The organism is Meridianimarinicoccus roseus (assembly GCF_003172915.1).
Taxonomy (GTDB): Bacteria; Pseudomonadota; Alphaproteobacteria; order Rhodobacterales; family Rhodobacteraceae; genus Meridianimarinicoccus; species Meridianimarinicoccus roseus.
In genome coordinates, this window is sequence record NZ_QGKU01000038.1 from 170,624 (window position 1) to 194,658 (window position 24,035).

Genomic DNA, 24,035 nt, shown 5'->3' on the forward strand with positions numbered 1-24,035 from the left:
GCAAGCTGATGGGACAATAAGGATGTATTTCACAACGGAAACAAGCCTACGAGAGGATGGTTGGGATCCCAGAGTCGAATCATTTGCAAGGCACTGGCTCGACAGTGGGCGCAAGTCCGCATTTCTTGATCTCGAAATCGGAGAGCAGTATCCATAATGGGCGATCCAAAGGATATCCTGAGGCTCTTGGAGGCGAGACGCAATGTGTTGTTGGCCGGACCTCCTGGAACAGGGAAGTCAGTGTTGTTAAGCAGAGTTGCCAAGCTGTTCGAAGAGCGCGGACATGCAAGTGTGCCAGCCTATAATCCTAAAGCACCCGTACCCATACCACCGTCGCCAATTTCCAGCCTTCCTGGTGACATGGGTAAAGCCTCAAAGCGCAAGGTCTTCCGGTGCGTCCTTCACCAGTCAAGCAAGCATCGTGATTTCCTCACCGGGATGATGCCCGATGTTCGCTCGGGTAAGCTGCCAGGATCATTCAGGATTACAGAGGGTATTCTGTATCGCGCGAGCGAATTCGCGCGGAAGGATGATCATGCTGCGCTTCTTATCATCGATGAAATCAACCGGGGTCCAACCGTCCAGGTATTTGGTGGTGCCATTGTCGCCATGGAAGCCGACAAACGCCTTGGCGCTGATGGGAAGCCAACCGATGAGACACAGTACTTCGATCTTATCGATCCTGCCAATGGCGAGCTAATCGAGTATGCGTTCCCATCGCGTCTCTACATCCTGGCCGCCATGAATCAGGCAGACGTCTCAGTTGAGCCTCTCGACGTGGCCTTTCTTCGTCGTTGGGCGCCCTACAATCTGGAACCCGATACTTCTATCTTGCGTGATTACTTTGGCCTTGCGACCACGCCTGCTACCGCGCTTCCGGCTTCTCCAAGCACGGCAGATGACGTCAGCGAGGCGGCTATCCAGGCCTTCGAAGCCATTAATGCGCGTATCGCGCTTGGGCGGGGGCCAGAATTCAGGATTGGACACGGTGTGCTCATGGCAGGTGAGACAAAGCCAAAGGACGTGCCTGAAGCGCTCGATCACTTCGCTACAGCGTGGCGCACGATCAAGAACCACATTGACGAAGCGTTTTTTGGTGACGTTCGCGGCACCGCCATTATCCTGAATGCGGATCGCGGTATTGCCGAAAATCCCTACAGCCTTGAAGAAACCTCTTTCGGTGAGGCTCCCCGCGCCATGATCAAAGGGCCCGTGACCATCGACGCTTCGCAAATCTACGATCTCTTTCTGGCGCTTGCCAAGCAAGCGGACTAGGCAAGGATGCGTCCATGGCAGCGGTTCACGGCTATTGAATACGGCAAGCCAGCGTCCCTGCACGAAGAGATTGCGCGCAGCACCGATCTGTCTCCCACAAGAGCACAAGACCTTTTGCTCAGAGCAGGAGATCGTGTCCGGGCCATACTCGGCCTCGAGAGCGTACCTCTCGCGCTGAACGGCGAAAAGGTCCAGTTTCAGAACGTTGCCGGTCTCCTGGTCCTCGCATCAGGACTTGAGCTTGAAATCGCACCGAAATTTCTGGGTAACGGTAAGCGGCGGCTGAGGCCCACGGGAATTCAGCTTGACGGCTTGACGTTCCAGGGGAGCAGCTCGTCGATCCGGTTCTGGGGGTGGGCGTTCGCGATCGCCTCGAGGGTTGCCTTGAGATAGGCGAAAGGCTCGACGCCGTTGATCTTCGCGGTCTCGATCAGCGACGCGATGCGGCCCCATGCCTTGCCGCCTTCGTCATGCCCGGCGAACAATGCGTTTTTCCTGTTCAGGGCAATCGGGCGCACGAGATTTTCGACCGGGTTGGAGTCGATCTCGACGCGGCCATCATGAAGGAAGGTCTGCAGCCCGTCCCAGTGGCGATGGATGTAAGCGAGCTTTTCGCCGAGGCGCGACTTTGCCGAGACGCGCTTACGTTGCGCTTGCAGCCAGTCGCCGAAGGCCGCGACGAGGGGCGCAGTGCGCGCCTTTCGTGCTGACAGGCGCTGGCCCGGCGCGATGCCCCGAATGTCGGCCTCCACGGCGTAGAACTCGGCGATGCGCAGCAGGCCCTCTGCCGCGATCTCGGAGCCATCGCGGTCGAACACTTCCTTCAGCTTGCGCCGGGCATGCGCCCAGCAATGCGCGACGAGGATCGGATCGCCGCCCTTGCGGTCCGGGCGCGTCAGCCGGTTGTAGCCCTGGTAGCCGTCGAGTTGCAGGATGCCGTTGAACCCCTTGAGGAACTTCTCGGCGTTTTCGCCGCGGCGATCGGGAGCGTAGAAATAGACGACCCCGGGTGGGTCATCGCCGCCCCATGCCCTGTCGTCCCGCGCCAAGGCCCAAAGGTAGCCAGTTTTTGTTTGGCCGCGGCCGGGATCGAGGACCGGGGCCGTAGTCTCGTCCATGAAGAGCTTGGTGGACGTCTTGAGGTGCTCGGCCAGCCGATCGACCACCGGCCCCAAGTGGAAGGCCGCCACACCGACCCAGTCGGCTAGCGTGGAACGGTGGATGTCGATGCCGGAGCGGGCCAGGATCTGGCTTTGGCGATATACCGGAAGGTGGTCTGCATACTTGCTGACCAGCACATGCGCGATGGCGCCTTCGGTGGGCAGCCCACCCTCGATCAGCCAGGGCGGCGTCGGCGCCTGGGTGACCCCATCCGTGCAGGTGCGGCAGGCGTATTTGGGGCGGACCGTCACGATCACGCGGCACTGGGCCGGCACGATATCGAGCCGCTCGCTGCGGTCCTCGCCGATCTTGTGCATCTGCCCGCAACCGCATGGGCAGTCCAGGCTGTCAGGCTCGATCACACGCTCGATGCGCGGCAGCCCCTCTGGCAGGTTGCCACGATTGCGCCTGGCGATCCTTTTGCGCTTGGGCGTGTCATCGCCGGGAGCCTCAGTCTGCTTTTGCTCGCGGGCCTCGGCGACGGCGGTCTCGAGATCCTCGAAGGCCAGCTGACGATCGTCTTCACTGAGCTTCTCGGACTTCTTGCCGTGGACCACCTGGTTCAGCTCGGCCACCAGATGCTCGAGGCGCTTGACGATCTCCTCCAGCTCCGCGGCTCGCGCGGCCGTCGCCTGCAAGGCCTCGAAGGCCGCGCGATAATCCGGTGGCAGGACGGACAGATCGAGGTCTTCGGCCGCGGCGGTCATGGCCGAAATCATACCCCCGGATCAAACCCATGACCGCTGCATTCCACCGCCTTGAGTCACTCCGCCGCAGCCGGCGGCCGCGCTTCCAGAGCCTTGACCTTGCGCCAGTCCAGCCCGGAAAACAGCGCCTCGAACTGCGCGTGGTTCAGCGCCATCATCCCGTCCGTGATCGCGGGCCAGGTGAAGGTCGTGTCCTCGAGGCGCTTGTAGGCCATCACGAGACCTGACCCGTCCCAGTAAAGCAGCTTCAGGCGATCCATGCGCTTGGCACGAAACACGAACACCGTCCCGGTGAACGGATCCTTGCGCAGCACGGTCTGTACCATGGCGGTCAGCCCGTCGTGACCCTTGCGAAAATCCACGGGCTGCGTCGCCACCAGAATGCGCACCCGGTTCGATGGAAAGATCATGTGCCGCCGCCGAGCGCGCGCACGATCTCGGCAATCCGGCCCGCAGGCGTGGCACCGTCCAGCCGGACAGCCACCGACCCGGCCATGATCTCGATCGCCGAGGGCGCCGGCTCCGCATCTTCCGCCGTCGGCCGGTTCTCGGCATCGAACACCACCAGCGGCGCGAACTCCGCCTCACCCTTCGGCGCCGGCAGAACGAGATCCCCGTCCTTGGCCATCCGCCGCCATGCCGAAAGCTGGTTCGGGCGCAGGTCATACTTGCGCGCCACGTCATTCACCGTCGTTCCAGGCACCAGCGTTTCCGCCACGACGCGCGCCTTCACACGATCCGGCCATCGACGGCTCCCGGTCTGCGAGACCTCGACGCCCAGACGCGTGAGAAACTCGTTCGTAGTCTCCATTGAGAAACTCACCTCCTGCTATCCAACAGGACGTGAGTCCCAGATCGCGGCCCTCAGCAGAAGGTGCCTGCCAGACGCCGCTTACGGGTAACGTGCCTGGGTGGCGCGAAGATTTTTTCCTGCTGGCCACCCTGTCTCATCACGGCCGGCTACTTGATAGCGAAAATCTGAAGTCTTCAGCGCATACGAGCTCTGATCTGGCAACTCTGATTGGCCGGTCTTTGATCGAAATGTATTGGAGAAACCAGCGCAGGCCGCTAAGAACCTATCGCCGCCTGAAAATGCGAGAATTTGCAATTGAAGGCGATTTCGATCCGGAGGACCTATCCCATCCCGCAGAGGAGGGGTTTCCGCAAGAAGTTACATCTTTCACGCGCCTCAACCCCTACAACGCCGTCATCCGTTCCGCAGCATTGCAACTTGCGCCCATCGTGCCGGACGTCGAAACGCGCGTTCGACTGGAGCGCCTTGCCCAGCATCTGCCTTACCAGCCAAGACCTCCACGTTTACATGATCGGCGATTGCCGAGTAGATCCCGATCCTGGCAACCCACATTTGACCTTTCGCTCGATATTCTCCGTGGTCTGGGAGGGGCCTATGACCCGAAAAATGCACTCGCCCCGGGCTACATCATGCAGACTTGGCAGGTCTGGGAACAGCTTATCTCTCTTTCCCTGCGGAGTGTTTTTTCACCAAAGAGCGTCGTGCTCCAGGCTCAGCACAAGCTAGGGACTCGCCGCGTTGGTCGTGCAGTTAAGGATCTTCATGTTTATCCCGATGCAATCGTCTCCGTAGGCACGGAAGGAGACCTACGCAAGATCATTGTCGATGCGAAATACAAGGGTCATGTTGAGCGGGGAACCACTGGAATTTCCAATGCGGACATATATGAAGCCCTTGCCTTTTCTCGGGCGACTGGAATTTCTGATGCCGTTCTGGTCTATCCAAGGCCGGTTGATGGTGTGCCATCCGCGCTGGATGAAGTTGGTCACGCAAAGGAATTCGCAAGAGTAGTGGCAGATGGGGTCACCCTTCGTGCCGTCGAACTGGGTGTCTGTGGTATTTCTCGGCGTGGCGGCCTTAAACGATTTTCGGAAGCTTTTGCCGGTGCTCTTTAAGCGAGTCGATTCGCATACAGTCTCCGTTTCAATTGCTCCGGCCGTCGTCGGAACAGGAAGTACGAATGATTGTGGTTGGCTCGCTTCAGGCAGTTGCGCTGAGTAACCTGTAGTTGGGCGGTGTCTGCCCTGCACGTCAATTAAAGTGTAAAAACTGCGTTTCCCACTGCACAGGAAACGGCTCAAGTACCCTTGCCAGCGTCACCTCCGTGCCCTGCTCCCCGTCCAGGATCGCGTTGACGATGCCGGGGGCGAGAAGGGTGAGGCGCAAGACCCGGGTCATGTACGATGGCGCGATCCCTTCACGCTCGGCCAGTTCGGCGATGGTAGCGGACTCACCTGCCTCCAGCATCCGCTTCCAGCGGAACGCGCGGGCCAGCGCCTTGACCAGTGTGTTGTCCGTCCGCCGCGGCTGCGCGACGCCTTCCGGGAGCCGCATCTCCTTCCGCCCGCCGCGCTTCACGATACGGAACGGAACGTGGAGCGTCACCGTGTCGGGGGCCGGGGTCCCGCGGGTCATGCCGCTGCTCCGAAGCTGCCAGACAGCATCTCGCGCGCGAGGCCGTCGAGCCCGTCCACCCTGAGCCGGACGTTCAATCCGCCTGTGCCGACGTCGACGCGCTCGACCAGCAGCGCCACGATGCGGGCCTGCTCTGCGGGGAAGAGTTCGTCCCACAGCCGGTCGAGCTCTTGCAGGGACGCCCGCGCGTCGGCCTCGGAGATGTCGTCGGAATTGGCGCGTGCCGCCTTCCAGGTCCCCGCAACAATCTCCGGCTGGCGGAACACGGCGCGGAGTTGGTCTATGACGGCGCCCTCGATCTCGCCCGCGGGCACGCGGCCGACCGAGCAAGATCCGGCGCCATGCTTCAGCACGGTCTGGCTGACATAGTAGCGGTACAGCCGCCCGCCCTTGCGGGTGTGGGTCGGCGAGAACGCCGCGCCGTCGGGCCCGAACAGCAATCCCTTCAGCAGTGCGGGCGTCTCGGCCCGGGTGCGCGCGGCGCGCTTTCGCGGGCTCTCCTGCAGGATGGCGTGCACGCGATCCCACGTTTCGCGGTCGATGATCGCGTCGTGCTCGCCGGGATAGCTCTCGCCCTTGTGGACCGCCTCGCCGATGTAGGCGCGATTGTTCAGCACGCGGTAGAGGTACTTCTTGTCGATCCGGTTGCCGCGGGGCGTGCGGATGCCGCGCTTCGCGACCTCGCGCGCCAGTTCCGTGCCCGAGCCGATTTCGAGGAAGCGGGCGAAGATCCAGCGGACATGCGCGGCGGATTCTTCATCCACCACCAGCTTGCGGTTCTCGACGCGGTAGCCGTAGGGCGGCACACCGCCCATCCAAATGCCCTTTCTGCGGCTGGCGGCGACCTTGTCGCGAATCCTCTCCGCCGTCACCTCGCGCTCGAACTGGGCAAACGAGAGCAGGATGTTCAGCGTTAGCCGCCCCATGGAGGTGGTGGTATTGAACGACTGCGTGACTGAGACGAACGTCACACCGTTGCGGTCGAACACCTCGACCAGCTTGGCGAAATCGGCGAGCGAACGGCTCAACCGGTCGATCTTGTAGACCACCACCACGTCGACCAGCCCGTCCTCGATGTCCTCCAGCAGCCGCTGCAGGCCGGGCCGTTCCAGCGTGCCACCGGAGATGCCACCGTCGTCGTATTGGTCGCGGACCAGTACCCAGCCCTCGGAGCGCTGGCTGGCGATGAACGCCTCGCAAGCCTCCCGCTGGGCGTGGAGGCTATTGAACTCCTGCTCCAGCCCTTCCTCGGAGGACTTCCGGGTGTAGATGGCGCAGCGCTGCTTGCGCACGATGGGCTTGGTCATGTCCGCGCCCTCCGGTTCTTCAGCCCGAAGAATACCCACCCATTCCACCGGGTGCCGGTGATGGCGCGGGCGATGGCGGACAGCGACTTGTAGGGCCTTCCCTGCCACTCGAAACCGTCTGCGGTGACGGTGACGGCGTACTCGACGCCCTGCCATTCGCGCAGGAGGCGCGTGCCGGTGATCGGGCGGTCGCGATCGGCGCGGAGGCCGCGCTTCCTCTTGTCGCCGCCATCCAGTTCCTCGCCCAGCCGTTCGAGGCGCCGGACGGTCTCGGGCTTCAGCCCGCCATAGGCGAGTTCTTGAATTCGGTATGCGAGGCGGCTTTCAAGATAACGGCGGTTGAACGGCGGCGGTTCGTTGTCGAACAGATCGCGCCATTGCTGCTTCAGGTCTGGCGTCGATGTCGTCTTGAGCGCGGCTAGGCGCGCGGGGATCGGATCGTGGGTCGTCATGCGGTTCTCCTGTGTGTCGGAGTTGTATGACGGCATTGGCCGGGCGGAGAGTGTAGGGAACTTTCTCCAGTTTCGTCAGATACTTCGCTTGCATCATCCCGCAGCCTGAGCCGCACGAGGCCGAGCGCCAGCAGGCCGCACATCTCGGCCCGCCGTTCTGCGGGCGTCATTCGATCCGGGTGCAGGGCGTTCGGGCGTTTCATCAGAGACCACAATATTGCTGCATCTGGCTGTAAAATGCCGATGACGTCGTTCGGTTGGGACGTCCCGCTGCAACTTTTCCCCTTTGCACTCCGAGGCGCCCAAATCCACGATGCACAACGGAGTGATGTGGCCTTTGCCGAGCATTTGCATGTGTGACAAAATCGGCGATCCTCGCTTGCACCGCCAGTTCTGCAAGCGTATCTTGTGAGTGTGTCGCTGGAGATTCTCCTCAAACGAGCGGCACCTCACACTTTTTTTGCAAATGGAGGGCGGGTAGCGTGAAGGAAATCATTGATGATCTCATGGCCGAGCGCGAGGCTTTGCAAGCGAGACTGCAAAAGATCGATACAGCTATCGCAGATTACCAGCGTTGGGTTAGCTCGGTTGCTGACCTGGTCGGGGCCGACAAGGTGCCAGCGAGCGGCGAGCGCTTCAATGTAACTGCGACAGAGCAGCAAGCCACAATCTCGGAGTTCGAAGATGCCGTTATCGCGCTTTTCGATACAGCGCAAAAACCGCTCAAGAGAACAGAGGTTTTCGAGGAGCTCACGAAAGCCGGTTTGGTGGTTGGGGGCAAGGACCCGCTAAATACCGTCGCTTCGCGGCTCAGTCGCATGCAGGGGATCACGAATGTCAGGGGGCACGGCTACTGGGCAGCACACCGACCGTATCTGCCTGCGGGCCATGAGGGTGAGAGAGGTGATCCATCGGGAGGCACCGAGACCGCAGACCAAGGTCAAGCTAGCGGGCTGTTTCCTGTTTCAGTCGACACCACAGGTGTCAACTCGTGAATGATTGCCAGAAAAATCTGACGAGCAGTGCGGTGACGCCTGATGGAAGCAAGCAAGGGACCGAGTGGAACTGCTCTCAATGCGGCAAGCCCATCGGCGAACTGTACAGAAAGAAGGTGCACCTGCGTCCGCCTCGGAGCCACACGTACTACGCTGCGTATCCTGTTTCCGCGACCTGTTGCAGATGCGGCCAGCGCAACACGGTTGCGCGCTGCCAATCCTTTTAATGTGCCGGAGACGATACCTCTCCGACCACATTTTCAAGGCGTCTGACGCCAGCTAGGCCCATTTGGAGGCGCGCGACGCCCGGGCGAATAGAAACAAGGTCTCTGCGCTTGTCCGGATCATGGAACGCACTTCGAAAGCAACTTATTCATCAAGTCAGATCATCGGGGTTCCAACAGTGGTACTGGGAAATGCGCAGGTTGAATGGCGTGTTGGAGCCCTTCCCCGACCCCATGTGCATGTTTGATTACCTGCGTGGGCCAAACGGAACACCCGCGGCAAAGAACCGTATCCTTCGATCCGTCATGGCTTGCCGGAAAAGCTACCCGGAGACGGCGGGTGTCTTGCTGACGCTCGCGCTTTGGCCTGCACTTGAGAATGGCTACCGAAAATTGTGCAGAGGCTTCCCAGGTGACCCCGATGGCGTGGCAGCCGAGTTGTTGGGGGCTTTTTGCAAGACTGCGATGGAAGCGGATCTGCAGAAAGTCCACGTCGTCGCAGCTACGTTGACACGCAATGCGAAACGCGATGCGACGGTGGCGCTGTTAGCTCAAAAACATTCTGTTGCGAGCCTTGATCCGAAAATCGAGGGGCACGCCGATAGTTTTGATGGACCCTCCGCCGTCAAGCCGGGTTCCTCGGAAATGACAGATGCTGGCGAGCTAAGGGATCTCCTTTTGCGGGACTTCGGCTCCGACGGTGCGCTGGCGTTTGACGTGATTGTCAACAATGTCTCACAGCGTGACGCGGCAAGACGTAGAGCTGAGTCGTACGACGTGACGCGCAAACGCTATCAGCGGACTGTCAAACGCATTCGGGAGCAGCGCCCGGATTATCTTGTGCCTCGTGTCCCAATGCGAGCGCCCGATTGGCATTTATCTCAAGACGGCACCGGACAGGCCGGTGCCAAAGGAGATACTGCTATCGATGGCACGCAAGGATCAACACGAACGTCTGCCGGGGTATTACCTGGCGTGGGAACTTCCCGACATATTGCAGATCGGCGGCGAGTACCGGATCGAACCCGGGGCCGAAACAAGTGACGGCTCGACGCTTGTTGCAGTTTTTCGGCGGGTCGCTGATCACGATAATCGGTCAAGCGAATGATGTTCGTTGCGCACAGCGCCAATGGCATGATGCCTTGGCTGACGTTTCGGCGTTTACACCGACACACTAGTGTGCGGCCGACAGCCAAGCGGTCTCAATACAGCAGGGCCGGTTCATGACCGGAGAAGCTCCGGCCGGAAACTGTTCGCGGCGAGGTGATTGCGTTCTCACGCAGCGCGAGCTGGCGGCGCGTTGGCGGGTGAGCCCGCGGACGCTGGAGCGCTGGCGTGCGGAGGGGTACGGGCCTGCGTGGCTGACCATCGGCGGCTCGATCCGCTACCGGCTTGCGGACGTTCTGACGTTCGAGCGCGCCCAGCGGCGCGACCCCTGAGTAAGGGGCGGTGGTGCCGAAGGATCAGGCGCCGCCGGACAATCAGACAAACGCGCGGGGGGCTTCAGGCCGCCCCGTCGGTGCTGGGCATCCCATATTTGCGGATATCGCCGAGCAGCTGCACGACAATGGCTACGCCCCGCTTCCGATCCGGCCGGGCACGAAGGCCCCCGCGCCAAGCCGGTGGAGCAGCGTGACCATCGACCCGGCACAGGTCGCGCGCTGGTGCGAGGCGTATCCGCGGCTCGGTGTCGGCATGCGCACGGGCGAACTGGTCGGGCTGGACATCGACATTCTTGACCCGGACCAAGCCCACCACGTGCAGGCCGCGGCCCTCGCGCGTTTCGGCGAGACGCTGATCCGGGTGGGGCAATGGCCCAAGCGGTTGCTCCTGTACCGCACGGCCGAGCCCTTCGCGAAGATGTCCGTGCCCGGCATCGAGGTGCTGGGCGCGGGGCAGCAACTCGTGGCCTTTGGCATCCATCCCCGGACTTGCGCGCCCTATGCCTGGGTCACGGGAGAAACCCCGCTGGAGGTGCCGCTGGACGACCTGCCGGTCGTAGATGCAACGGCGATGGCGGCATTCCTCGGCGAGATGGGCGCTGTGCAGCCGCCGCAGTTGTCGGGGTCCAAGCAGCGTCGCTCCGGTGACACGCTTGCGCAGAACCGGCCGACCAGAGACTCCGAAGGGCGCGTAATCGACGGACGCGACGGGTGGTTGTCGACGATCGCCTTCCACGCGGTGCACGATGCGGTGGACCGGAACGACCCGCTCCAGCCCGACATTCTCGCATATGCCGTCTGGGCGCGCTTCGCGGCCACTGCTGATCTGGACCGTTCCCGCGACAACGGCCGCCCTTACACCCTGCAGGACGCCGCCCGGAAAGTGACAGACAAGCTGCGGCTGTTTGACGAGAGGCGCTTGCCGGACAGGGAGGCGCAGGTATCGCCCCCGAATCATACGCCTGCGACCGACAGCGTGGAGGCCGCACGGCTCAAGCTCGATGCCGCCATCGCGGATGCTTGCGACCGGATCTTGAACTGGCACGAAAGCGAGAAGACGGGTCCAGCACCGCGCATCGGGCTCAGGGCCACGGTGGGGCTGGGCAAGACGGCGGTGTCGCGCCGTCATGTTCTGGCCCTGCAGCGGGGCTTGCGGGAGAAGTGCCTTCCGGACAGGGTTATCGTGTTCACGCCGTCCCATGCTCTGGCCGAGGAAGCCGCGGCTGACTGGCAGGTGGACGGGGCGAAGGTTGCCGTGCTGCGCGGCTACGAGCGGGCGCATCCGGTCCACCAAACGCCCATGTGCAGCGACCTGCCAGCCGTGCGCGCCGCAGTGGCAGCGAAACTCCGTATTCACGAAACGGCCTGTCAGGACAAGCATGGCAACACGTGCCCTTATTTCCAAGGTTGCCTGAAGCAGGAGAACCGCAAGGAGGTCGCGGGAGCCGAGGTCGTCGTGGCGCCCTATGACGTACTTTTCACCGGGCTCGGCATTCCGCCCGACACGATCGCGCTCATTCTGGTGGACGAGGCCTGTTGGGCGCGGGCGGTGGGTCAGACCAAAGGCCTCCATGTGGAAACTCTCGACAGCGAGCCGCTTTCCGGGCTGGGCGGGGGCATGTTCCGGGCGGCGGATGCCGGACGGATGGCGGACCTGCAGGCATTGCGCGTCCTGCTGCGCGATGCACTTGTGGCGAATGGTCCCGGTCCGGTGCATGGTCACGTTCTGCGCGCGGTCGGACTCGACGCCGAGGCCTGCCGCAATGCTGCAGACTTGGAGCAGCGACGTTGTCAGGACCCCGGACTGCGCCCCGGCCTGTCTCCGCAGGACCGCAAACGCGCCACAGCGGTCGCGCATGGAAATGCGCGGTCCGCGCTGAACCAGGAACTCTGGTCTGTGCTGGCGGTGCTGCTGGAGGCGGGGGTTGAATGCGACGGGCGGGTCCGGGTCGGGGCGCGCGATCCCGGGACCGGCCAGTCAGCTATCGTCATCAACAAGCTCGCAGCACTGCACCCAAACCTCGTGGGCAAACCGATCCTGCATCTCGACGCCACGATGGTGCCGAGGATCGCCGGAACCGTCTTGCCCGGGATCAGGGTGACCCAGATTGATGCCGCGGCCCCGCACATGCACATTACGCTGGTCGCGGGGCAGTTCGGCAAGTCGGCCCTCTGCAATGGTCCTCGCGCATCACCCGTCGAGCGTGCTCGACGCGAACGCAACCTGTCCGCTTGTGTCGATCATGTCTGCTGGCATGCCGCCCGCGTGATCCCGGGACGCACGCTGGTGGTCACCTACAAGGCAATAGAGGCCGCCTTCGGGGGCATCCCCGGCGTGGAGGTCGCGCATTTCAATGGGGTCGCGGGGCTCGATGGCTGGCGCAACGTGGCACAGATCATCGTGATCGGACGCCCGCTTCCGTGCGACACCGATTTGAATGACCTTGCTGCAGCGCTGTTCGGGCACGACGCGTCGGCTGACCGCTATGCAAAGGATGCCGTCGGCGTCTGGATGCGCAATGGCTCACATCGCGGTGTGCAGGTGCTGCGCCATGGCGACCCGCTGGCCGAAGACATCCGTGCGGCCATCTGCGACGCCGAACTGATCCAGGCCATCGGCCGCGGGCGCGGCGTGAACCGCACGGCGGACAATCCGCTGGAGGTGCAGGTCTTGGCTGATGTCGCCCTACCGCTGGTGCATGACCGGATCACGACCTGGGACATGGAGGCACCCGACCTGATGCAGCGCATGCTGCTGGAGGGCATCGCCACCGACAGCCCCGGCGATGCGGCCGTGTTGCATCCGGGAATGTTCTCGTCCGCCAACCAAGCGAAGCTCGCGCTCCAGCGATCGCTATTTAAGGGTCAAATCCCTATAAGAGATACCTATAAGGGTTTGACCCTTAAATCAGCCCGCTACCGACGCGCCGGCCGGGGGCGCGGTTGGCAGACTGCCTGGTGGATCGATGGCAACGCCGACGAGGTGCGTGCAACGCTGGAGAGCAAGCTGGGAGCGTTGGCGGGGTGGAAGCCAGGCGACGGGTAACAGATGCGTAGAGTTGGTTGTTGCCAATCATGCGAAGGGCGGCAGAACGTGTAGCCCTTCGATCGTGAAACCGGTGAAAGATCCTCAACCAGCGAAGCGGGACAGCTCGTTCGTGCGCGCGTGAAAAGTTCCGTATACCCACCGCGCGCAATTCTCGCAGGGTGGGTTGTAGCTCACGCCGCCGACATCCTTCCGGAAAGGGATCAGAACATAGTTTCGCGGATCCGCGTTCTTGATGTGTTTGATATGAAAATAGACCTTGGGCTCGGCGCAGTTGACTGCGCCGCGCTGGTGTTTTGCGACGCCACGCTTCGTGATCTGGGACATCGTGAAGCCTCCGCCCTCGGTGGACGCGAGAAACCTGTTCAGTTGGCCATTGATGATGTCGCGCGCGGCATTCGCGCTGCCGCCGACCCGTTTGATCAGTGTTTCGTAGCCAACCTTGCCGGAGAAATACACAACGCTCGGATCGCCACTGATATGGATCGCTACCGCGCAAGTGGTATCCGGGCCGATGCCCTCCATGCTGTACATCGTTTCCGCAAGGTCTTGTGCCTGGGCCAATAGATGTGCCCCCGATCCGTTCGCCATTGAAGCTCCCATCCCCGCGCTTTTTCGACGAGCAGAGTATTGCTGACCAAGGCCCGCACCAACTCCGGATTTCCAGTCTGGTTCGGCGAAAGGCTTGATGATCCGCGTCACTCTTCTGCACAAAGCGAACACGGGCGGTACAGGTGGCCTTGTGCTGCCACCGCCAGCCGCGCCTTGCTTCGCGACCAATTGCAGTCGAGCTCAAAGTGAGCGTGGGACAGGATGCTTCTCGCGTGCATTTTTAGGGTGCGAGACACGCTTGTTGAGGGCGCGATGGACCATTGCCCGACCAAACTTGCAAGCAATTGCAAAAAGGGCAATAAATGATCGAGAAAGCGAATTGCAGTTGTAGATTTTGAGGCGCGCGTTTTGGATGTTGTAGTACTGCTCATCTTGGTGGGCGCAGTTCTGGCCGCATTCGGAATGCGGCGAAAGGTTGATGAACCAAGAGGATCGGATCCAGCCCGAACGATCCTGCAGACATCTGGCAAGACCACGACGCCAGAGAGAACATACGATGCGCCCTCGACGTTCGACGCCCAAACCGCCGAGAGTTTGAACGAACCGCGTGTTCTGACAGGGGCTGCCTACATCACAGACGGTGACACGATAACGATTCAGAAAACCCAGATCAGATTGTTTGGAATAGACGCGCCTGAGTTGAACCATCCCTATGGATCAAAGGCCAAATGGGCGTTGCACAAGCTGTGCAAAGGTCAGACCGTGCGCGCTGTGGTCATTGATGAAGATGATCACGGGCGAACGGTGGCACACTGCTACCTGCCAGACGGGCGCGACTTGTCGGCCGAGATGGTGCGGCAGGGTTTGGCGATCGATTGGCCAAAATTCTCCGGCGGCAAATACCGGCAGATGGAAACTCCCGACGCTCGCAAGAAGCTTTTTCTGGCCGACGCGCGACAAAAAGGGCGGATGCATGTCTGGGAGAAGTTCGAGGCGCGACAGCGCGAGCGCTGAGACCGTTGGCTGTATTGTGCGCTCAGATCGCTTTGGAAGTGGCTCCGCGATAGCAGATCGGTCGCCCCGAATAGCTCTCAACCCAGACAGCCTGCTGAACGAGGCCCTGAGCAGCCGACCCTTGGCATTTCGAAGACAATGATGCGGATGTTGCTGTTTCGGCGATCCGGTCCACGCGTCGACCTTTGCGTACGTAGCCCGAATTTGAACCGGGTATCGCAATCAACTGCGAGCAGCTTTAGCGCCCATTGTGGAATTGCACGCGAAGGCGGGGAATTGCCGCTGTAAGCTGCGCCAGCGTCTTGTCTTGCTGTTGTCGTCAATTGCGTATTGCTGCGTATTCGTGTCGATAAATGTCATTCTTACAATGATTTAGGCGCTCCTGTATGCTTCGGGGAGAGGCAGCTACAGGGACGGGAATTGTCGGATGGGGGCACAGCGCTGCGGGGCGGTGGGGCAGACGGACATCGAAGGCGCGCGGGCGATCGACCACCGGCCCGTGGCGGATCTGATCCCGTATGCGCGCAACGCCCGGACGCATTCCGAGCGCCAGGTCGCGCTGATCGCGGGGTCCATCCGGGAGTTCGGGTTCAACAACCCGGTGCTGGTGGACGGCGGAAACGGCATCATCGCGGGGCACGGCCGGGTGCTGGCGGCGCGGCAACTGGGGATGACCACGGTGCCGGTGATCGAACTGGCGCATCTGTCGGAGGCGGCGAAGCGGGCCTACGTGCTCGCGGACAACAAGCTGGCGGAGGCGGCGGGCTGGGATCGCGACCTGCTGGCGCTGGAGGTGGCGGACCTGTCGGCGCTCGGCATCGACTTGGCGGAGCTCGGCTTTGCGGGCGCGGAGCTGGACGCGCTGCTGGCCCATGACGCCCGGGATGCGAAGGAAGAGGAGACGCCAGAGCCGCCCGCCGACCCGGTGTCACGCCATGGCGATCTGTGGCGGCTTGGGAACCACCGGCTGATCTGCGGCAGCGCGACGGACGAGGCGGTGGTCGCGCGTGTGCTGGAGGGCGTGCGCCCGCACCTGATGGTGACCGATCCGCCCTACGGCGTGAACTACGACCCCGCCTGGCGCAACGAAACGGGCGCGGCGAAGACGAAGCGCACGGGCAAGGTGTTGAACGACGACCGGGCCGACTGGCGCGAGGCGTGGGACCTGTTTCCTGGCGATGTCGCCTATGTCTGGCACGGGGCGCTGCATGCGGGCACGGTGGCGGACAGCCTCAAGGCGTCGGGCTTCGCGATCCGGTCGCAGATCGTCTGGGCCAAGGACCGGCTGGTGCTCTCGCGCGGGCATTACCACTGGCAGCACGAACCGGCCTGGTACTGCGTGCGCGGCAAGGGGCACTGGTCGGGGGACCGGACGCAATCGACGCTGTGGCAGATCCCGAACCGGGACCAGGACGCCGCCACGGTTCACGGCACGCAGAAGCCGGTGGAGTGCATGCGCCGCCCGATCCTTAACAACTCGGCGCCGGGGCAGGCGGTGTACGAGCCGTTCAGCGGATCGGGCACCACGGTGATCGCGGCGCAGACGACCGGGCGGGCGTGCCACGCGGTGGAGCTCGACCCGGCCTATGTCGACGTCGCGGTGCAGCGCTGGCAGGCCTTCAGCGGCGAGGAGGCGGTGCTCGACGGCTGGGATCGCAGTTTCGCCGAGATGGCCGAGACGCGTCAGGGGGCACCCGCATGAGCCGGTCGCGCGCCCTGTCGGCCATCGAGGCGGTCACCAATGTCGTCGTCGGTTACGGCGTTGCCGTGGCGGCGCAGCTGGTGTTTTTCCCGGCCATCGGGATCAGCGTGGCGCTGGCCGACAACCTGCGGCTGGGCGCGCTCTTCACCGGGTTGTCGCTGGTGCGCAGCTATGTGCTGCGGCGGCTCTTTGCGCGGATCGGCCGGAGGGCGCCGGGCGGAACAGGAGGCGGTCCATGCCGCGCAAGCCGATCGAGCTGACCGAGGCGCAGCGGGCGGAGGTGGAGACCCTCGCGGCGCTGCTGAACCAGGACCAGATCGCGGATTACCTTGGCGTGTCGCGGCGGACCTTCCATGCAATTTGCGGCCGGGACGAAGACGTCGCCGCCCGGTATAAAAGGGGCAAGGCGAAGGCCATCGCCCATGTCGCCAACGGGCTGCTGCAGAAGGCCCGCGGCGGCGACACCACGTCGATGATCTTCTATCTGAAGACCCAGGCGGGCTGGCGCGAGACCGACCGGCTGGAGCACACCGGGGCCGAAGGCGGGCCGATCGCGTTGACGGACGGCCGTTCGAAGCTCGTGCAGTATCTCGATGCGGTGGCCGAGCGCATCGCGGCAGGACCGGACCCGGCGATGCGCGCGCCAGCGCTGTCGACCGGGTCCTCGCCCGCAGCGCTGGCCGATGGGCGGGGCTGACATGAGAGGCCGCAAGCCCCCCGCGCGCGCGCGCGACCACCCGGACGCCCCGGTGCTGGCCGAGGTGCTGCCGCGTTGCCCGCCGCATCTGTCCGCCGTCGCCCGCAAGGAGTGGCGGCGCCTGGCCACGCCGCTCTTCGAGGCCGGGGTTCTGACGCTCGCCGACCGCGCCGCGCTGGCGGCCTATTGCCAGGCCTGGGGCCGCTGGGTCGAGGCGGAGGGAAAGCTGGCGGAGACCCCGGCGTTGCTGAAAACGCCGTCGGGTTATGTGCAGCAATCACCGTGGCTGTCGATCGCCAACAAGCAGCTGGAGATCATGGGCCGCTACATGGCCGAGCTGGGCCTGACGCCGGTCTCGCGCAGCAGGGTCGCTGTGACGGACGGTCATGGGGCGCCGCCACTGATCGACAAGATCCAGTTCGTCGTCGCGTATCAGGACGCGGACGGCACGATCCGGGAGGAACCGATGCCGGGCATCGCACGCGAGGAGGAAGGCAGCGGCCGGGCACCCGGCACCACGCGCATCGATCTCGATCCGCGCCTGTAAGCCACAGAAACCGCTACGCGATCCGCCGGAAGCCACGGTACAGACCTGCGCAACGAAGGTTTGGCAGGTGTGTACGGGGGCGGGGCATGGCGATCGGGACGGCAGCACAGCGCTTCATCGCCTACGAGCGCGTCTCGACTGCGCGGCAGGGTGCCAGCGGCCTCGGGCTCGCCGCGCAGCGATCCGCCATCGACGCCTTCGCCCGATCCCGCGGCGCCGAGGTCACCGCCCGGTTCACCGAGGTCGAGAGCGGCAAGCTGGCCTCGCGCCCGGAACTGGACAAGGCGCTGAACCTCGCCCGTCTGACCGGCGCCACGCTTGTGATCGCCCGGCTGGACCGGCTGTCGCGCAACGCGGCCTTCCTGCTGACGCTCCGCGACAGCGGCGCGCGGTTCCTGGCCTGCGACATGCCCGAGGCGAACGACCTGACCGTCGGCATCATGGCGCTGGTGGCGCAGGCCGAACGCGAGGCGATCTCGCGCCGCACGAAGGAAGCGCTGGCCACTGCGAAGGCCCGCGGCGTGCGGCTGGGTAACCCGAACGGCGCCGCGGCGCTGCGCCGGGCCGGGCAGGGTGGCACGGCCCTGCGCGCCACCGTCACCGCCAATGCGGACGCGCATGCAGCGGCCCTCGCACCCGTCATCGCCGCGCTGCAGGCGCAGGGCCACACGTCGCTCCGGGCCCTCGCAACCGCTCTCGCCGCCGCGGGCATGCAGACCCGCCGCGGCGGCCGCTGGCACGTCTCCACCGTCAGGAACCTGCTCGCGCGGATCGAAAGGCAGGATGGTGCGGAGGAGTGAACCTCAGACACCGCCCGTGGGCAGGGCGATGCCGCGGCTCGCCGCCGCCCGACCGAAGCCGGGCAAGCTGTCATGGGGTGTTCAGTCCACGATATGGTAGCAGCGCCCGCGCGCTTCGTCCTTGCGCGACGTGATGGTCAGCCCGAGGCGCTTCTTCAGCGCGCCCGACATGGCGCCGCGGACCGTGTGCGGCTGCCAGCCGGTTGCCGCCACGATCTCGGCGATGGTGGCGCCGCCCTCGGTGCGGAGCATTCCGATCAGCCGCGCCTGCTTGGTGCCCGCGCGCGGTGTGCGGGCTGTGGGGGTTGCGCTGTCTGTGGTGGGCGCGTTGCTCTCTGCGGTCACGCTCGGCGCCGTGTCTGCTTCCTTGAACGCGCTGTCGCCAACCTCCGGTGCGATGCCGATGGCGGCCAGCCCCGCGGCGGTGGCGACCAGCGTGACGCCATGCCCGTCGCCGGTCTCGCGCCAGACGGGCTCGCCCTCGCGCATGTCGACCTCATCGAGGAAGCCTTTGGCGCGCATCGCGCCGACCACCTTGGCGGCGGCGCCGCCCCGCAGCATCTCGGGCAGCGGCAGGGCGATGTGGTCCGCGCGCCGTGCTGCGGCACTCAGGATAATGGCTTGGGTGTCGGAAAGCCTGGTCATGGGGTCGTCTCCCGTGATCGGACCGCGACCGTCGCGGCCCTCGTACGAGCCCGACCGCGCAGGGCGCGGCCAGAGTGCGGACGTTGGCGCAGGATCAGATCAGCCCGAGATCCCGCAGCAGCGCCGCGGCGTCGGGCAGTCGGTCGGTGGCGACGTCGATTGCGATGGTCATGCTGTCGGCGGTGAGACGCGCGGGAATGTCGGCCTCCTCGCGGAGCGACGCTGCGATCTCTTCAATTACGGCCAGAATGCGGCTGGAGTCCCAAGGTTCGTTCAGGCCGCGAATTGCGATGCGGATGGTGCTGGTGTCCATGGCGGTGGCTCCGGTCAACAGTGTCTGCGTGGCGTTCTGCATCGTTCTGGTGCCTCCACGTTCGCTCCACCTGGCTCCGTCCATCCAGTGTAATCGCAGCAATTTCCGTGCGTTGATCGGGCGGGCATGATCATTATCGTCGGCGGTTCGGCTGCGCGTGGCGAGGATGCCGGTTGCCAATGGCGGATCTGGCTAGGACATCAATTGAAAACCCGATATCTCTGTTGATTAGTTTATTATCAGGCGCCACCGTCCGCTTTTTATTCCATTGGCAGCGGAACTCCGATGTTTTGCTATTGGTGTCTTGCTACGACCCGTTGGCTGCCCCAGGCGGGGTCGATCAGCCGTCGGCCTTGTTTGTGCTTTTCACATAGGAGGGTCAGAAGGTCCCTTCCTAGGTAAGGATCATGCCATGCGCTGCGCTGTGCGCTGCTGGCCTTCATGACCTGCGGCGCGGGCCCTGCCAAAGCCCGCAACGCTAGGCCAAATATCAGGAGTAAGAGAGGGACATTGTGGGTTTCGAGGTGCGGCAGTTTTTGTCACCCACGGCGCTTATAGAGAGGATTGTGTTGGCACGAATCTCCCGGTGATGCTGGAGGAGGGGACCGGCGCGGGCGAGTTCTGAAAAGGAGACAGTTGAACATGGGCGGGCTTGTAGGCAGGATCGAACGAGTGTCCCCACGCGAAGACTTGGTGGAAGAACCGGAACTGACGGCGAAGGGGTACCGACTGGGCGATCCGGCGCATGGCGGGGTCAAACATCATTCTAAGCATGCGGTCTATGTTAAGACCCTCGATGAGGCTGCGGACCTGATCGAGCGAGGTTTTTCGCTCTGGATGGTGGCCAAGGGGAAGCGGGCTTCGCTCATCTCGCCCCAAAGCCTACGGATCGTCCGCGGAACCCCAGGCTAGGGGAGCTTCGAGCCTAGCGATATGCGTTCTGGAGTGGTTCGGCTTTAAGCGCGCCCGATCGTCATTGATGTCTTTTCGGATGACCAATAGCGTTTGGATCGCGGCGTTTTTTTTGTTTGGATTGAAGTTTTGATGACCGAAGGAACAGATGCAGATAATCGGTGACAGCATCCTCTTCTCGGCCAGCGACCTGATGCGCTTCACGGGGTGTGCGCACGCAACGACTCTTGATCTGGCACATATGCGCGGTACCGGACCGAAGCCGCGCGAAGACAGCGAAGACGCGTCGCTGCTGCAAAAGCAGGGTGACGCCCACGAGGCCGCCCATCTGGCCCGGCTCAAAGCGGCGGGCAGAAACGTGGTGGAGATCACAAGGGGCAACCTTGCCCGCGACGCCGAGGCCACGCGTGGGGCGCTGGCTGCTGGTCCGGACGTTGTCTTTCAGGGCGCTTTCCTGGCCGGCAACTGGGGCGGCTGGTCGGATTTCCTGGAGCGCGTCGAGCGACCCTCCGCGCTTGGACCTTTCAGTTACGAGGTGACCGATACCAAGCTCAAGCGTCGGCCACACCCGAAGCACGTCCTGCAACTTGTGCTCTACTCCGACCTTCTAGCCGAGCTTCAGGACGTTGCGCCCGAGTTCGCCCATGTCGAATTGGGGGACGGCACCCGTGCGACCCTTCGGCTGTCGGACTACGCCGCCTATTCGCGCATGGCGCGGGCGCGGCTTGAGGGGTTCGTGGCCGTTCCACCGGCAACCCGTCCGATCCCCTGCGCGGACTGTGGTCTTTGCCGCTGGGGCGACCATTGCGCCGATGTCTGGCAGGCCGAGGACAGCCTGTTCAATGTCGCGGGCGTCAGCCGTGGACAGGTGAAGAAGCTGGAAGCAGCGGGTATCCAGACCATGGAAGCCCTCGCCAGCCTCGATCATCCGATCCGCGGCATGGCGGAAAACACACGCCTCCGGCTGGTGACGCAGGCCCGCCTCCAACACGCCCGAAAGCGAGGGGCGCCCGCGTTTGAGCTGCGCGCACCGGAACCCGGCAAGGGGTTCGACCTGTTGCCCGCGCCGCAGGCGAGCGACCTGTTCTACGACATCGAAGGCGATCCACATTTCGAGGGCGGTCTCGAATACCTCCACGGCGTCTGGTTCGACGGCCAGTTCCGGGCGTTCTGGGCGCATGACCATGCCGCCGAAGCGCGCGCGCTCGCGGATCTGCTGGAGTTCTTCCGTGCGCGTCTCGCGGCTTATCCGGACGCGCGCATCTATCACTATGCGCCCTACGAGATCACCGCCCTGCGCAGACTGACCACGAAATACGGGATCGGCGAGGCATTCCTCGACCGGCTCCTGCGCGAGCGCCGGTTCGTGGATCTGTTCGCCGTCGTGCGCGGTGCGCTGATCGGATCCGAGCCCAATTACTCCATCAAGTCGATGGAGGCCTTCTATGGCCGCAAGCGCGATGGCGAGGTGAAGACTGCGGGCGGCTCGGTCGTCGCCTATGAGCGGTGGCGTGAGACTGCCGAGCAGCACATTCTCGACGAGATCGAGGATTACAACCGCGTCGACTGCATTTCGACCGAGGAGCTGAGGGATTGGCTGGTCGGCATTCGACCCAGCGGCCCCTGGCCGTCGCTCGGTCAGGATGCGGGCATGAAGGAGGCGGAGGAGGACGCCGACACGCAAGAGCTGCGTTCGGCTTTGGCAGCCTCCGAACTACCCGAGGACCGGCAGGAGATGCTGTTCAACCTCGGGCTTTTCCACAAGCGCGAGGCGAAGCCCGCGCAATGGGCGGTGTTCGATAGCGTTGGCAAGGACGAGGACGATCTGATCGACGATCTCGACGCGCTTGCCGGGCTCGAGGCCGTGGGCGCGGCTGAGCCCGTGAAACGCTCGATGGCGCGCACCTATCGCTTCCCGCCGCAGGAGACGAAATTGCGGGGTGGCAGGTCGGCGACGGTGCCGGTCTATGACGGACCGCCCGCCACGATCAGCATCGCCGCTCTGGACCGGACCGCGCGAGAGATCACCCTCAAGGCCGGGGCAGCGAAGGCGCATCTTCTCTCAGACCGCCTGACGCTTCACCCGGACTGGCCGCTCAACACCGATGTCATCGCCGCTGCCCTGCGCGATGTGATTGCCGACCAATGCGGGCCGCGCCGATTCACGGCCGTAGACGATCTGTTGTCTCGCGCGGCGCCGCGCCTGACGACTGGCACGAAGCCTGACCTGTTGGATGGCGCCGATCCGGTCGCAGGCGCGATTGCGGCCGTGGGCGCGATGGACGGTACCGTTCTGCCGATTCAGGGGCCGCCGGGCACGGGCAAGACCTATGTCACCGCGCGTGCGATCTTGTCTCTGGTGCGCAAGGGTTATCGGGTCGGCGTCGCATCGAACAGCCACGAGGTCATCCGGAACGTGCTGATGGGTTGTCTCGCCACGTTGGAAGACGACGATCCGGACATCACTCTGGAAGACGCCGAACTGGCCCACAAGGTGAGCGGCGACGAGGATGGCTATCCCGAAGGCTTCACCGGCATCACGCGGGTCACGTCCAACGACGACCCTGCGTTGACGGAGGCCCATGTCGTTGGTGGCACCGCATTCTTCTTCTCGCGCCCGGAGTTCGAGCAGACTCTCGACTGGCTCTTCGTCGACGAGGCAGGACAGGTCGGTCTCGCCAACATGGTCGCCATGGGGCGTGCTGCGCGGAACATCGTGCTGGTCGGCGACCCGCGCCAGCTACCGCAGGTGATCCAGGGGGCGCATCCGGACCCCGCGAACCTCTCCTGCCTCGACTGGATGCTTGGCGATCACGCGACGGTGCCGCCGGACCGCGGCATCTTCCTGCTTGTCTCGCGCCGGATGCATCCAGACGTCTGCCGCTTCATTTCCGATCAGGTTTATGAGGGACGGCTGACCAGCCACCCCGACACCGCGCGCCAGGCCGTGGCCGGGGCCGCGTTTCCCCCAGCGGGTGCGTTCTGGGTGCCGGTCCCGCATGAGGGCAATGCCCAGATCGCGCTAGAGGAAGTCGCGGCCATCCAGGCTGCCGCTCGTGAACTGCTGACGGGCGCCTGGACGGAGAAGGACGGCACGACGCGGCCCATGCGTCAGTCCGACATCATCGTGGTCGCGCCCTACAACGCACAGGTGAACGCCCTGCGCGAGGCGCTGCCCGAGGGCATTCGCGTCGGCACCGTGGACAAGTTCCAAGGACAGGAAGCGCCCGTCTGCCTGGTTTCGATGACAGCGTCATCGGCCGAGGAAACGCCGCGTGGGATGGACTTCCTGTTCTCCCTCAACCGGATCAACGTGGCGGTCTCGCGCGCCAAGGGACTGGCGCTGGTCTTCGGCGCGCCGCGTCTACGCGAGGCGAAATGCGAGACGGTCGAGCAGATGCGGCTGGTGAACACGCTCTGTGCTCTGCCAGTATTCAAACAGAACGAAAGAGGAAATGCATGAGCGAGAACGAGTGGTTTGTAATGCGTCCGCAGAAGGCTCAGGCCTATGGCCGTCCCGAGGCCGGTGGCTTCCTTGTCCGCAAGGGCTCGACGGCGATGCGGGAAGGCTCCCCTCGTGTGAAGCGGGATCGCGAGGAGCGTGACCGCTTAATCAAAACGGGCGTACTCGTCCCCGACCGAGATCCTGATCTCCTGCGTTTTGAGCGCGACCATCTTTTCCACAGTGCAAGCTTGGCGGGTGGCGTTGTCAAGGACGGCAACTGCAGCGGCCCGCAAAGCTGGCGACGAGAAAACGACGGAAAAACGCTCAAGGAAGTCACTTGAGCACTATCA

The 24,035-nt window shown here is 63.7% G+C and carries 24 protein-coding genes; 15 read left to right on the forward strand and 9 right to left on the reverse strand.

Features of this window, described 5'->3' with window-relative positions:
* Positions 1 to 156: 156 nt before the first annotated feature.
* Positions 157 to 1,275: an AAA family ATPase gene (locus DKT77_RS12600; RefSeq protein ID WP_109812039.1), complete on the forward strand. Its 1,119-nt coding sequence runs from the start codon at positions 157 to 159 to the stop codon at positions 1,273 to 1,275.
* A gap of 299 nt (positions 1,276 to 1,574) precedes the next feature.
* Here the strand turns inward: DKT77_RS12600 and tnpC are convergent, their stop codons facing one another.
* From tnpC to tnpA, 3 genes are read right to left on the reverse strand one after another with little or no spacing between them, the layout of a single operon-like run.
* Complete coding sequence (gene tnpC / locus DKT77_RS12605) at positions 1,575 to 3,143, reverse strand: IS66 family transposase (protein ID WP_420798314.1); 1,569 nt, start codon at positions 3,141 to 3,143, stop codon at positions 1,575 to 1,577.
* A gap of 56 nt (positions 3,144 to 3,199) precedes the next feature.
* The gene (tnpB, locus tag DKT77_RS12610; RefSeq protein WP_109812040.1) at positions 3,200 to 3,553 is read right to left on the reverse strand and encodes an IS66 family insertion sequence element accessory protein TnpB; all 354 of its coding nucleotides are present in this window, start codon (positions 3,551 to 3,553) and stop codon (positions 3,200 to 3,202) included.
* Complete coding sequence (gene tnpA / locus DKT77_RS12615) at positions 3,550 to 3,954, reverse strand: IS66-like element accessory protein TnpA (RefSeq protein WP_109812041.1); 405 nt, start codon at positions 3,952 to 3,954, stop codon at positions 3,550 to 3,552. Before tnpA ends, tnpB begins: the two co-directional genes overlap by 4 nt.
* Before the next feature lie 92 nt (positions 3,955 to 4,046).
* On the opposite strand from tnpA, the gene DKT77_RS12620 reads away from it, so the two are divergent.
* The gene (locus tag DKT77_RS12620; RefSeq protein ID WP_146204996.1) at positions 4,047 to 5,072 is read left to right on the forward strand and encodes a 5-methylcytosine restriction system specificity protein McrC; all 1,026 of its coding nucleotides are present in this window, start codon (positions 4,047 to 4,049) and stop codon (positions 5,070 to 5,072) included.
* A gap of 136 nt (positions 5,073 to 5,208) precedes the next feature.
* Here the strand turns inward: DKT77_RS12620 and DKT77_RS12625 are convergent, their stop codons facing one another.
* Genes DKT77_RS12625 through DKT77_RS12635 form a run of 3 tightly spaced genes read right to left on the reverse strand, consistent with a single transcriptional unit; the run spans position 5,209 to position 7,351 of the window.
* Complete coding sequence (locus tag DKT77_RS12625; RefSeq protein ID WP_109812043.1) at positions 5,209 to 5,592, reverse strand: hypothetical protein; 384 nt, start codon at positions 5,590 to 5,592, stop codon at positions 5,209 to 5,211.
* Positions 5,589 to 6,899, reverse strand: a complete 1,311-nt coding sequence (locus DKT77_RS12630; RefSeq protein WP_109812044.1) for a recombinase family protein — start codon at positions 6,897 to 6,899, stop codon at positions 5,589 to 5,591. The genes DKT77_RS12625 and DKT77_RS12630 overlap by 4 nt, the downstream gene beginning before the upstream one ends.
* Positions 6,896 to 7,351 (reverse strand): DUF2924 domain-containing protein, encoded by a 456-nt coding sequence (locus DKT77_RS12635; protein WP_109812045.1) that lies wholly within the window; start codon positions 7,349 to 7,351, stop codon positions 6,896 to 6,898. Before DKT77_RS12635 ends, DKT77_RS12630 begins: the two co-directional genes overlap by 4 nt.
* A gap of 482 nt (positions 7,352 to 7,833) precedes the next feature.
* On the opposite strand from DKT77_RS12635, the gene DKT77_RS12645 reads away from it, so the two are divergent.
* From DKT77_RS12645 to DKT77_RS12660, 4 genes are all read left to right on the forward strand, one after another.
* Positions 7,834 to 8,346 (forward strand): hypothetical protein, encoded by a 513-nt coding sequence (locus DKT77_RS12645; protein ID WP_146204997.1) that lies wholly within the window; start codon positions 7,834 to 7,836, stop codon positions 8,344 to 8,346.
* Between the two features lie 464 nt (positions 8,347 to 8,810).
* Complete coding sequence (locus tag DKT77_RS20700; RefSeq protein ID WP_146204998.1) at positions 8,811 to 9,614, forward strand: hypothetical protein; 804 nt, start codon at positions 8,811 to 8,813, stop codon at positions 9,612 to 9,614.
* Positions 9,615 to 9,793: 179 nt separating this feature from the next.
* Complete coding sequence (locus DKT77_RS12655; RefSeq protein ID WP_109812049.1) at positions 9,794 to 10,009, forward strand: helix-turn-helix domain-containing protein; 216 nt, start codon at positions 9,794 to 9,796, stop codon at positions 10,007 to 10,009.
* 13 nt (positions 10,010 to 10,022) lie between these two features.
* The gene (locus DKT77_RS12660) at positions 10,023 to 13,058 is read left to right on the forward strand and encodes a bifunctional DNA primase/polymerase (protein WP_238547862.1); all 3,036 of its coding nucleotides are present in this window, start codon (positions 10,023 to 10,025) and stop codon (positions 13,056 to 13,058) included.
* Between the two features lie 84 nt (positions 13,059 to 13,142).
* Here DKT77_RS12660 and DKT77_RS12665 read toward each other — a convergent pair whose 3' ends face one another.
* Positions 13,143 to 13,760, reverse strand: coding sequence for an SH2 domain-containing protein (locus DKT77_RS12665; protein WP_146204999.1), 618 nt, complete (start codon positions 13,758 to 13,760; stop codon positions 13,143 to 13,145).
* 258 nt (positions 13,761 to 14,018) lie between these two features.
* Between DKT77_RS12665 and DKT77_RS12670 the strand changes: the two genes are divergently transcribed.
* The 6 genes from DKT77_RS12670 to DKT77_RS12695 all read left to right on the forward strand — a co-directional run bounded on the left by DKT77_RS12670 (position 14,019) and on the right by DKT77_RS12695 (position 18,370).
* Positions 14,019 to 14,624 (forward strand): thermonuclease family protein, encoded by a 606-nt coding sequence (locus DKT77_RS12670; protein ID WP_238547863.1) that lies wholly within the window; start codon positions 14,019 to 14,021, stop codon positions 14,622 to 14,624.
* Between the two features lie 427 nt (positions 14,625 to 15,051).
* Complete coding sequence (locus tag DKT77_RS12675; protein WP_109812052.1) at positions 15,052 to 16,326, forward strand: site-specific DNA-methyltransferase; 1,275 nt, start codon at positions 15,052 to 15,054, stop codon at positions 16,324 to 16,326.
* On the forward strand, positions 16,323 to 16,586 hold the full coding sequence (locus DKT77_RS12680; RefSeq protein WP_109812053.1) for a DUF7220 family protein: 264 nt from the start codon (positions 16,323 to 16,325) through the stop codon (positions 16,584 to 16,586). The genes DKT77_RS12675 and DKT77_RS12680 overlap by 4 nt, the downstream gene beginning before the upstream one ends.
* Positions 16,562 to 17,023, forward strand: a complete 462-nt coding sequence (locus DKT77_RS12685) for a hypothetical protein (protein ID WP_238547864.1) — start codon at positions 16,562 to 16,564, stop codon at positions 17,021 to 17,023. The genes DKT77_RS12680 and DKT77_RS12685 overlap by 25 nt, the downstream gene beginning before the upstream one ends.
* 1 nt (position 17,024) lies before the next feature.
* Positions 17,025 to 17,570, forward strand: a complete 546-nt coding sequence (locus DKT77_RS12690) for a phage terminase small subunit P27 family (RefSeq protein ID WP_109812092.1) — start codon at positions 17,025 to 17,027, stop codon at positions 17,568 to 17,570.
* An 86-nt stretch (positions 17,571 to 17,656) separates the two neighbouring features.
* Positions 17,657 to 18,370 (forward strand): recombinase family protein, encoded by a 714-nt coding sequence (locus DKT77_RS12695; protein WP_109812054.1) that lies wholly within the window; start codon positions 17,657 to 17,659, stop codon positions 18,368 to 18,370.
* An 81-nt stretch (positions 18,371 to 18,451) separates the two neighbouring features.
* On the opposite strand, the gene DKT77_RS12700 is transcribed toward DKT77_RS12695, so the two are convergent.
* Both DKT77_RS12700 and DKT77_RS12705 read right to left on the reverse strand, forming a co-directional pair.
* A complete protein-coding gene (locus DKT77_RS12700) occupies positions 18,452 to 19,015 on the reverse strand; it encodes a DUF3489 domain-containing protein (protein ID WP_109812055.1) in 564 nt (187 codons plus the stop codon).
* 94 nt (positions 19,016 to 19,109) lie between these two features.
* A complete protein-coding gene (locus DKT77_RS12705; RefSeq protein ID WP_146205000.1) occupies positions 19,110 to 19,328 on the reverse strand; it encodes a hypothetical protein in 219 nt (72 codons plus the stop codon).
* A gap of 642 nt (positions 19,329 to 19,970) precedes the next feature.
* Here DKT77_RS12705 and DKT77_RS12710 point away from each other — a divergent pair.
* From DKT77_RS12710 to DKT77_RS21020, 3 genes are all read left to right on the forward strand, one after another.
* On the forward strand, positions 19,971 to 20,240 hold the full coding sequence (locus tag DKT77_RS12710; protein ID WP_109812057.1) for a hypothetical protein: 270 nt from the start codon (positions 19,971 to 19,973) through the stop codon (positions 20,238 to 20,240).
* Between the two features lie 148 nt (positions 20,241 to 20,388).
* Complete coding sequence (locus tag DKT77_RS12715) at positions 20,389 to 23,703, forward strand: TM0106 family RecB-like putative nuclease (RefSeq protein ID WP_109812058.1); 3,315 nt, start codon at positions 20,389 to 20,391, stop codon at positions 23,701 to 23,703.
* Entirely contained in the window at positions 23,700 to 24,026 is a 327-nt protein-coding gene (locus DKT77_RS21020) for a DUF4357 domain-containing protein (protein ID WP_238547865.1), read from the forward strand. Before DKT77_RS12715 ends, DKT77_RS21020 begins: the two co-directional genes overlap by 4 nt.
* Positions 24,027 to 24,035: the final 9 nt, after the last annotated feature.